The organism is Variovorax soli NBRC 106424 (assembly GCF_001591385.1).
Classification (GTDB): domain Bacteria; phylum Pseudomonadota; class Gammaproteobacteria; order Burkholderiales; family Burkholderiaceae_C; genus Variovorax; species Variovorax soli.
Genome location: NZ_BCUU01000147.1, coordinates 1 through 9,242, shown reverse-complemented (window position 1 = coordinate 9,242; position 9,242 = coordinate 1). Strand labels below are relative to the sequence as shown.

Here is a 9,242-nt window from a genome sequence, read left to right as displayed (position 1 = left end):
GCCCGTGGCACCGACGCTGCCCGCTGCGGCGCCAGTCGGACTGGCGGCCAGCGCGACGGCGCTCTTCACGATCGCGCTCTTGGCAGGCGCGCCCTCGGTGGCCGGTGCGGGCGATGACACCACCGGCGCCGGGGCGACCGCAGTCACCGCCGCCGGCTGCCCACCGCCACCGCTGGCGGGCGCATTGACACAAAGGACTTCGCCGAAGGGGTCGTACCGGTTGCACGGGGGCCATCCAGCCGTCGGGCTGCGGACGACCAACGGTGCTGCCACTGGTTGGCGGCCCGCTGGCGTTGCCGCCGCTTGCCGGGCCGCCGGCACTGCCGCTCGGTCGACACGCTCAGGCGCTGCCTGGCTCGCGCGCTGCGTGCCGGCAGCAGGCGCTGCAAGACCTTGCCGTGGCTTGGCTTCATCGCGGGCCGCGACGGCAGTCGACGCATTCCTGTCGCGCGTTGCGACTGGAGCGTTTGCCTTGCGCGTCGACGCCAGTTGCTTGCTCGCCGGCAGAGCAGGAGGTTCAGGCGGCACGGCGATCCTGGGCGCCTCTGCCGCCGGTTGCACCGGTTGCGCGGCCTCCGCTGCCTTGGGCATCGCTTCTGGCGCGATTGGCAATTGCTCTGTGGTAACCACCGTTGCAGCAGGCGACGCCGTTGCGGGCTTGCTCTCCTGCGAAGGCTCGACCCCCTGCTCCACGGCCGCCGGCGGCATGGGCACTTCGATGGACGTCGCCTGTGCCTGCGTCTGCTTCTGCGCCTGGGCATCGGCAATTTGCTGCTGCACCGCCAGGGCCAGCAGCGATTCCTGCGCGGCCTGGGACTGCTCCTCGCCCTGCACGGGCGAGGCAGCCCGCGACTCGCTCGATGTCGCAGGCATCCACGGCACGGGCTCGCTGCGCGGCAGGTCGGTGATGGGAGGCGCGGCCGCAGTCTGCGTGCCGGCGCCCGGCCATCGCTGCTCCCGCCCCTCGAAATCGATCGCCTCTTCCCAGAACGCAATCGCTGCGACCACCCCGAAGGCAACTGCCGACAACACCACCGCCGACGCATCCTTGTTCCTTGCCGCCCGCCAATGCCCGGATGCCAGCGCCGGTGCGGGTATCGGAGCCACGGCGACTCTCGCAAGTTCCGACGGCTGTTGCGCGGCCACCCTCGCAGCGGCTGCTTCGGCCGCCCCCGCATGAGGCGTTCTCGCAAAGGTGCGCGCAGACGCATTCGCCAGCGTTCGCGCCGCGGCGTCCTGGTGCGTGAACCTTCGCGCAGGCGTTCCGGCCGCGGTTCTCGCGAAGGTCCGCACGCCGGCGTCCATCGCCGGCCTTTGTGCATCGGGCCTTGTCGGCTCTTCGTGCGCCGCCGTCGCGTCTGCGGCGGCAACCGGTTCAGCAGGTCTTCCAGCGACGATCTCGGTGGCCCAGGGCGTGGGCTCCTGGCGTTCCTCCAGCGGAGCAGCGGCAAGTGCGGAGGTGCGAACTCCACCGAACCTGCCCGCGCATCCGACGCAATACCGGGCACGGTCCCTGTTCGCGGTATGACAGGCCTCGCAGTATTTGGTCATGGCAGTGGCCGGGGAAGTGGACGTTCATTGGATGGGCATGAACTCGGCAATGCCCACCAGCAGATTGACCACCAGCACGAAGGCCGCGAAGTCCGTCAGCGATGCGCGATCCGCCAGCACCGATGCGCGGCGCGGCGGTGGCGGCGGCTCGTCCTCGCAACTCGCATAGAAGGCCGGCAGCTTGTGCGAACAACCCTTGCAGTAGAGGGCATGCCCGAAGTTGATCGTGTTGCACACATCGCAGATCTCGGCGGACGCCGTGTCGAATTTCAGCCGGGCCAGATCCACGAGGCTGCCGAAAGTTTGTACCGGCTGCGTCGGCACCGGATCGGAAACCCAGGTTGCAGTGCCTTTGTGTTGAAAGTGACTGACGGAGCTGAATTCGAGCAGGGCGTTCGGGTTCAGGGACATGGCGCACTCCGAGAAAGAGAGAAGCAGCCGCGTGCCGGCTAGCAGTATGGGAAAATTTCCCATTCAAGGTCGTTGTTATGGTCCTCCGCTTGCAGGCGAACATGTAAGACAAAAGCTTTTGTTCCTGTCCCATTGGTAACCGGCGGTTAGCGCCGCCTGTCGATTGAGGTGAAATCAGTTCCATGACCATGAAGCGCGCGGCTTCGCGCGATGCCAGGAAGAGCCGTCCGGCGCGCATGCCGCGCGCGCAGATGGCGCAGGCCCGGGAGGGCCAGCTCGGTTTGGTGCTCGGTGCCTGCGAGCGGGCGCTGCGCCCCTTGGTGCGGCTTGCGCTGGCCTTCGGCGTGAAGCACGCGCAGCTGGAAGACGTGCTGCGCGACGCGATGCTGGACGAGGCGCGCCGCGCCTGGCGCGCGCAAGGCATCGAGCCCAACATCAGCCAGCTGTCGGTGACCACGGGACTGAACCGCAAGGCGCTGGCCAGCAGAGTGCGAGAAGAAGCCGCCGAGCCCTTGCCGCAGACCGAGACGTCGGCCGCATCGAAGACCCTGACGCTGTGGCTGCAGCTGTTCGCGGACGATCCCGCGCTGCGCGCGATGCCGATCATGTCCAGCGATGAAACACGGCCTTCGTTCGAAGCCATGGCGCGGCATGCAAGCCGCGGCAATGTGCACCACCGCGCCATCCTGGACGAACTGGTGCGCCTGAACATGGCGATCGAACAGGACGGCATCGCGCAACTGGCGGTCGAGAGCTTCGTGCCGGCCGGCGATCTGAAGGGCCTGCTGTCCTTCCTGGGCGACAACGCCCGCGACCACATGCTGGCCGGCGTCTCCAACACCCTGGGCGCCAGGCCGGCGCTGCTGGAGCAGTCCGTGTTCGCAACCGGGATTTCGCTGCAGGAATGCGAGCGCATCCACCGGCTGGCACGCGAACGCTGGGCGGCGCTGCAGCGCGAGATGAGCCGTGAAATGCGAAAGGCCTTCGAGGCGGCAGACAAGAAGGACTCCGCGCGCATTCGCGTTGGCATCTATGCGTATCTCGAAGATGCGGAAGACGAGACCGGGCTTCAGACGGCCGCCCCCGCAAGCCGCCAGGACGCTCGCGGCGAAGCGCCCGCTGCCCCGCGCAAACGGCTGCGGCAGCAGCGCTAGCACAGCCGCGGTCGAAGCGCGCTGACAGCGAATCGAAGCGCATGCCTACGGCGGGCCCGGGCACAGGCGCCCTCTAATCGGCCTCAAGCATCCGGCACGACAAGAGCAAGCATCCCGCGGCCGCCGGGCTCGGTGCAAAGGAGAAGCACCATGGCCGATCTCGAAGCCACCCATGCGGATCCGGGCGAAGCGCCATCCGGTTCGTCGCGCCGCAACTTCATCCGCGGCGCGATTCTCTATGCGATGTTCGTCGGCACCGGCGTGAGCACCACCGGGTGCGGCGGCGGCGGCGGGGACAACGGCGGCGGAGACGGATCGCCGCCACCCGACAATTCCGACGTGTTCCCGCACGGTGTCGCCAGCGGCGACCCGCTGTCCGACCGCGTCATCATTTGGACGCGGGTCACCGTGGCCAGCCCGGGCACGCTGACCCTCCGGTGGGAAGTCGCCAGCGATGCGAACTTCGGCGCCATCGTGGCGCGCGGCGAGGCCACGACCGGCCCCGAGAAGGACTACACCGTCAAGGTCGACGTGACCGGGCTGCAGCCGGGCAGCGTCTACTTCTACCGCTTCCTGCTGCGCGGCCAGGTATCGACCGCCGGCCGCACCAAGACGCTGCCGGTGGGCAATGTCTCGCAGCTGCGCCTGGCTGCCCTGAGCTGTTCGAACTTCCCCTCGGGCTATTTCAACGTGTGCGCGGAGGTGGCCAAGCGCGACGACCTCGACCTGGCCCTGCACCTGGGCGACTACATCTACGAATACGGGCTGGTGGGCTTCGCCTCGCAGCTGGCCTTCACCATCGACCGCGAATCGCAGCCCCCGCACGAGCTGCTGACGCTGGAGGACTACCGCCGGCGCCATGCGCAGTACCGCAGCGACCCGGACCTGCGCGCCATGCATGCCAGGCTGCCGGTGATCGCCGTGTGGGACGACCACGACGTGGCGGACAACGCCTGGTCGGGCGGCGCGGCCAACCACGACGACGCCAACGAAGGCAGCTTCACCGCGCGGCGGGCCGCTGCCGTCCAGGCCTATCACGAATGGCTGCCGACCCGCCTGCCCGACCCGGCCGACCCGCTGAAGATCTATCGATCCTTCGATGTCGGCAACCTCGTGTCGCTGCACATGCTGGACACGCGCCTGATCGGACGCGACCAGCAGGTCACGCTCGACCAGTACCTCAGCGGCCTGGCGGACGGGCCGAGCCGCCAGCTGCTGGGCGCCACCCAATCGGACTGGCTGAGCGCGCGCATGGCCGCGTCAGGCGCCACCTGGCAGGTGCTGGGGCAGCAGGTGCTCATGGCCCGCATGCACATCCCGCTGAGCGTCGCGAGCTCGACCACGCCGCAAACGCTGGCCGAGTTCACGGCGGCCCTGGCCACGCCCGAGGCCTTGCGCAGCGATTCGCAGCGCGCACTGCTGGCCCAGCGCCGGGTGCCCTACAACCTCGATGCCTGGGACGGCTACCCGGCCGCGCGCGAGACGGTGCTGGCGGCGGCGCGCACCCAGGGCAAGAACCTCATCTCGCTGGCCGGCGACACGCACAACATGTGGGGCGCGAACCTGACCGATGCGAACGGCCAGCGCGTGGGCGTGGAGTTCGGCACCTCGTCGGTCAGTTCGCCGGGCTTCGAGACGCGCCTGCCGCTGATCGCAGACACCGTCCTCGCGGACGCTTTCCTGAAGATGGTGGCCGACCTGCGCTTTGCGCAGACCAGCAAGCGTGGCTACCTGGTACTGACATTGACGCCGGCCGAGGCGCGCGGCGACTGGATCGAGGTGAGCACGGTGTTCAGCCGCTCGTATTCCACCGGGGTGACGGCGAGCAGGCGCGTGCTGCCGGGCCCGGCCAACCTGGACCTGCTTGCGGCCTAGGCTTTCCTCACGGCGGAAGTTCTTGCTGTAAAAATTTCCGCCTCGGCATGCACCGGCCGCGCGCCCCGGAGCTGCCGTGGTTTCAGGCGATGTTCGAGCAGGCACGCGGATTGCCCTGGTTTGTGGTTCAGGAGAAAACATGCCCTACCACTTGCTCCATCAACTCGGAAGCCGGCAGTTGCCGGTCATCATCAGCGACCCCGAGCAGATCGAGCTCGCCCAGCGCCTGTTGCGCGCGGGCTATGTCGATGGCCGTCTGCACCCCGGAACGTCCGAGGCCAGGCAGGTGGTCCAGGTCGATTCCATTACCCCGCTGGGCGAACGCGTGCGTATCATCTTCGAGCACGCCGGCGTCCGATCGGAGGCCGACACCTGGCGCGTGGCCAGCCGGCCGGCCCGGCGCCTTCGGCTCTGGTCGTCCTCCGAAGTCTGACGCCGCAAGGCGGGCCCGGATGATCGAGATGCATCCGTAGATCCGCTTCGATTCACCGACACCGCGTTCCGATACGCGCCCCTTGGAGCAAGGAATGAGGACCATCCTGCTGCGCAACGGCCTCCTGGCGCTGATGATCGGCCTGCTGCTGTCATGCGGAGGCTCCGGAAGCGGTGACGCAGGCATGGCACGCATGAGCGGGTTCGAGCCGCCCGTAGCCGGTGGCGCGGGAAGCGATGGCGCCAATGCGGGCGGAGGAAGCGGCATGGGTGGCATCGGCGGCATTGCAGCGGACGACGGCAGCACCACCACGGCATCGGGGGGCGGCGACGACAGCTCGGGTGTGGGGTCCGGCGGCACCGGCGTGAGCACGGCCGATGCGACCGGCGTCGGCGCGGTCGACGGCGCCGGCAGCATCTTCGTCAATGGGCTTCGCTACGACACGAAGACCGCCGTCGGGCAGTTGGAAGATGCCGACAACGGGATCCAGCTGGGCATGAGCGTGAAGGTCACGGCCCCTGTGAATGCGGACTTCACGCGCGGCATCGCGCGTCGGGTCGAATCCGCCGCCGACCTTCGCGGGCCGGTGGAGTCGGTGGACGCGGCCTCGGGCAGCTTCGCCATCCTCGGCACCACGGTGACCACCGACGAAGCAACCGTCTGGGCCGACTTGCCCGGCCCGGCCGCGCTTGCGACGGGACTCACTTTGCAGGTCTGGGGCCTGCCCGCCGGCCCCGGCGTGCTGCGCGCCACGCGCGTGGAGCAGCGAAGCCCGTCCGCGCCGATCCTCACCGGCACCGTGCAGAACCTCGACGCCGTGCAGCGACGCTTCATGCTCGGGCGCCTGGTGGTCGACTATGCCGGCGCGGCACTCGGCGCGAGCCCGGACGGCCGTGCGCTGGCCGAAGGAACGCTGGTGCGCGTTCGCGGCAACGCCGCGGGCGGGCGCATCGTGGCGACGCAGGTGCAGTGGTGGTATCCATTGCCGGCCACCGAGGCCGCCATCGCACAGTTTGCGGGCGTCGTCACGGATTTCGGCGGACTGGGCTCGATGCGCGTGCTGGGCTTCCCGGTCGATGCGAGCCAGGCGCTGGTGACGGGCGGGCCGGCCGGCTCGGTCGGCAACGGCGTGAAGGTGCAGGTTGCCGGCGTCGTGATCGATGGCGTGCTGCGTGCCAGCAAGCTCGCGATCCGGAACGTACCCGGCGCCGGTGGCCCCGCTTCCTTCCGGCTGATCGGCAACGTCGGCGCGTTCACGTCGCCGTCGGACTTCCGCGTCAGGGGGCAGCCGGTGAATGCGGCAGGCCCGGGCGTGGTGTTCGTCAATGGCGGCGCGGACAGGCTGGGGCCGGGCGTGCGGGTGGACATCCGCGGCGCGCAGGTGGTGGACGGCGTGCTGATGGCACAGAGCGTCACCTTCGAATGAGCCATGCGGGTGGCGGCACGCGCCGCGCCCGGCCGATGCTCAGAGCATCTCCTCCGGCACCATCTGCAGGATGAGCCAGTCCCGGAAGCGGTGCAAGGCGCTCCAGCCGGGCTCGTCGTACTGCACCGTCTCGGCGCCGTCGATGTCGCGCTCCACCCAGGACATGACGCCCTTGGCCGGGTCCAGCCGCAGTTCGTAGGTGCCGGGGCTGAACTCGTCGATGAGCTGGCGGAACTGCGCCGCCAGTTCGGTGCTTTCCACGATCAGCCCGACCTCGGTGTTGAGCCAGGCCGAGCGCCCGTCGAAGTTCATCGAGCCGATGAACATGCGGCGCCGATCCACCACCGCCACCTTGGCGTGCAGGCGGGCGCTGGACATCTTGAAGTCGCCCAGGCGCCTGTCGCGCGTGATGAGGTTGGCCCCCAGCTCGTACAGCCGCACGCCCGACTTGAGCATGGGCTCGCGGTAGCGCGAGTAGCCGCTGTAGGCCAGCGTTTCGTCCGTCGCGTTCAGCGCATTGGTCATCACCACGGTCTGCACGCCGCGGCGCTGCGCGTCCTGGATGAGCGCCAGGCCGTGCGGGCCCGGCACGAAATAAGGCGAGACGATGAAGACCTCGGAGCGCGCGCCCTGGATCTGGGCCACGGTGCGCTGCGTCACGCTGTCGGCAAAGCTGGCCTCGGGGTCGTCCAGTGTGATCTTGCCGGGAAAGTCGGCCAGCACGCGCGCGTCGCCCCAGATCTGGTCGAGCCAGCCGCGCTCGAGCTGCGCCTGCACGGTCGGCTGGCCCAGCACGTCCACGCTCGGTTCGGCAATGCTCTGCGGCAAGGGGGCGAAGACGGCATCGAGCAGGCGCGCGGCGTCTTGCGGCGCAGGCGCAGGCTGGAGCACCGCCATGGGCCGCACCTGCGCGCTGTTCCAGTAGTCGTCGAAGGTGGCCGACAGCTCGCCCACGGCCTGGCCGCTCACCAGCATGTCGATGTCGACGAAGTTGCTGCTCTCCGAGAGCATGAAGTATTCGTCGGCCACGTTTCGCCCGCCGGTGATGGCCAGGCTGTTGTCGGCCACCAGCAGCTTGTTGTGCATGCGCCGGTTGATGTGGCGCAGGTCGTGCAGCGACAGCATCAGCCGCCAGGGCAAGGGGCCGGCGCGCGCAGGCAGCGGATTGAACTCGCGCACCTCGAAGTTGGGCTGCACCGCCAGCGCCGCATACAGGTCTTCGCTCACCGGCGCGTACAGGCCGTCCACCAGCAGGCGCACGCGCACGCCGCGCGCGGCGGCCGCGCGCAGCTCGCGCAGGAAGATCAGGCCGGTGAGGTCCCGGTTGAGCACGTAGTACTGCGCGTCGATGGTGTTCTGGGCGTGCCGCATCAGCGCAAGTCGGGCGTTGAAGGCGGTCGGCCCCTGGGCCATGAGGCGAAAGCCCGAGAGGCCTGGCGTCTCCGGCTCGTCGGCGCGCGCGATGCGGGCGAGTTGGGTGCGCGCCGCGGCGGCCACGGGCATGGCATGCGTCTCGGGCTGCGGCTGGAAGGACGGCAGCGAGGCGCAGCCCGCCAACGTCAGGCATACCAGCGCGACAACGGCCAGGCCGAGGCGTGGAAGCCAGCCAGCGCCCGCTGCGCCCTGCCCTGCTACTGCGTGAATCACCCGCCTGGTCGTCAAAGCCCGAGCGCCTCCGACATCCGGGCCGGCGACAGCTGCTCGGGCTTGCGCGGCCACACGTCGAGCAGCTGGACCATCTTCGCGTTGCGCGGCGCCTGCATGCCGTGCGCCTGCGCCAGGCGCACCACCTCGCCGCACAGCGCATCGACTTCCGTGCGCCGCCCCAGCGTCAGGTCGTCGGCCATGCTGGAGCGGGCCTTGGCATCTATCTTGAGCATGCGCGCCGCAACGATGCGAAAGACAGGCGACGGCAGCCGCAGCACCTTGAGCAGCTTGCCCGGCGGCAGCGCCGCCACCTGCGCAGGCGCGATGCCGGCGCGCGCGAGCACGCCCAGCGCCTCTTCCATGAGCGCAGCGAAGCAGCGGCGGTAGCCGCGCTCCATGAGTTCCGCGCGCAGCGGCAGGCCCGACAGCGCGTTCACCGGATTGTTCAGGTTGAGCAGCAGCTTGCCCCATTGGATGGGCCGCGCGTCGTCGACCAGGTCGAGCGGCACGCCGGCGGCCTCGAACACCGGCGGCCAGCCGTCCAGGACGTCGTGCCGCTGCGCCACCAGGCGCCCGGCCGTGCCGCGGTGGTACGCGCCGGGGCCGAGCTCGGCCACGTTGTAGGGCACCATGCCCGGCAGCACCACCAGGCCGGCACCGGCCTGCGCCGCCACCGCCGCGTTGGAAATGCCGTTCTGCATCGACAGCACCCCGGTGCCGGCCGGCAGGGCGGCGGCCAGCTGGG

At 69.6% G+C, this 9,242-nt stretch carries 7 protein-coding genes and 1 pseudogene; 4 read left to right on the top strand and 4 right to left on the bottom strand.

Features of this window, described 5'->3' with window-relative positions; genetic code table 11:
* Positions 1-1,107 (bottom strand): annotated as a pseudogene (locus VSO01S_RS27400) (hypothetical protein); the annotation flags it as partial.
* A 468-nt stretch (positions 1,108-1,575) separates the two neighbouring features.
* Positions 1,576-1,962, bottom strand: a complete 387-nt coding sequence (locus VSO01S_RS24800) for a hypothetical protein (protein ID WP_068645446.1) — start codon at positions 1,960-1,962, stop codon at positions 1,576-1,578.
* Positions 1,963-2,144: 182 nt separating this feature from the next.
* On the opposite strand from VSO01S_RS24800, the gene VSO01S_RS24795 reads away from it, so the two are divergent.
* From VSO01S_RS24795 to VSO01S_RS24780, 4 genes are all read left to right on the top strand, one after another.
* A complete protein-coding gene (locus VSO01S_RS24795) occupies positions 2,145-3,116 on the top strand; it encodes a DUF6502 family protein (protein ID WP_245684320.1) in 972 nt (323 codons plus the stop codon).
* Between the two features lie 150 nt (positions 3,117-3,266).
* Positions 3,267-4,991 carry an alkaline phosphatase D family protein gene (locus VSO01S_RS24790; protein ID WP_068645445.1) on the top strand — a complete coding sequence of 575 codons (1,725 nt, stop codon included), beginning with the start codon at positions 3,267-3,269 and terminating at the stop codon, positions 4,989-4,991.
* 139 nt (positions 4,992-5,130) lie between these two features.
* Positions 5,131-5,424 carry a hypothetical protein gene (locus VSO01S_RS24785; protein WP_068645444.1) on the top strand — a complete coding sequence of 98 codons (294 nt, stop codon included), beginning with the start codon at positions 5,131-5,133 and terminating at the stop codon, positions 5,422-5,424.
* Positions 5,425-5,518: 94 nt separating this feature from the next.
* Positions 5,519-6,850: a DUF5666 domain-containing protein gene (locus VSO01S_RS24780; protein ID WP_068645443.1), complete on the top strand. Its 1,332-nt coding sequence runs from the start codon at positions 5,519-5,521 to the stop codon at positions 6,848-6,850.
* Between the two features lie 39 nt (positions 6,851-6,889).
* Here VSO01S_RS24780 and VSO01S_RS24775 read toward each other — a convergent pair whose 3' ends face one another.
* Positions 6,890-8,353: a phospholipase D-like domain-containing protein gene (locus VSO01S_RS24775; protein WP_153305424.1), complete on the bottom strand. Its 1,464-nt coding sequence runs from the start codon at positions 8,351-8,353 to the stop codon at positions 6,890-6,892.
* A gap of 155 nt (positions 8,354-8,508) precedes the next feature.
* On the bottom strand, positions 8,509-9,242 hold a 734-nt coding region (locus tag VSO01S_RS24770), incomplete at its 5' end, for a ketopantoate reductase C-terminal domain-containing protein (protein ID WP_068645441.1).

What these genes read in the sequence shown, in the direction of transcription:
- VSO01S_RS24800 (WP_068645446.1), bottom strand. Translation starts at nt 1,962, where the DNA reads ATGTCCCTGAACCCGAACGCCCTGCTCGAATTCAGCTCCGTCAGTCAC.
- VSO01S_RS24795 (WP_245684320.1), top strand. Translation starts at nt 2,145, where the DNA reads ATGACCATGAAGCGCGCGGCTTCGCGCGATGCCAGGAAGAGCCGTCCG.
- VSO01S_RS24790 (WP_068645445.1), top strand. Translation starts at nt 3,267, where the DNA reads ATGGCCGATCTCGAAGCCACCCATGCGGATCCGGGCGAAGCGCCATCC.
- VSO01S_RS24785 (WP_068645444.1), top strand. Translation starts at nt 5,131, where the DNA reads ATGCCCTACCACTTGCTCCATCAACTCGGAAGCCGGCAGTTGCCGGTC.
- VSO01S_RS24780 (WP_068645443.1), top strand. Translation starts at nt 5,519, where the DNA reads ATGAGGACCATCCTGCTGCGCAACGGCCTCCTGGCGCTGATGATCGGC.
- VSO01S_RS24775 (WP_153305424.1), bottom strand. Translation starts at nt 8,353, where the DNA reads ATGCCCGTGGCCGCCGCGGCGCGCACCCAACTCGCCCGCATCGCGCGC.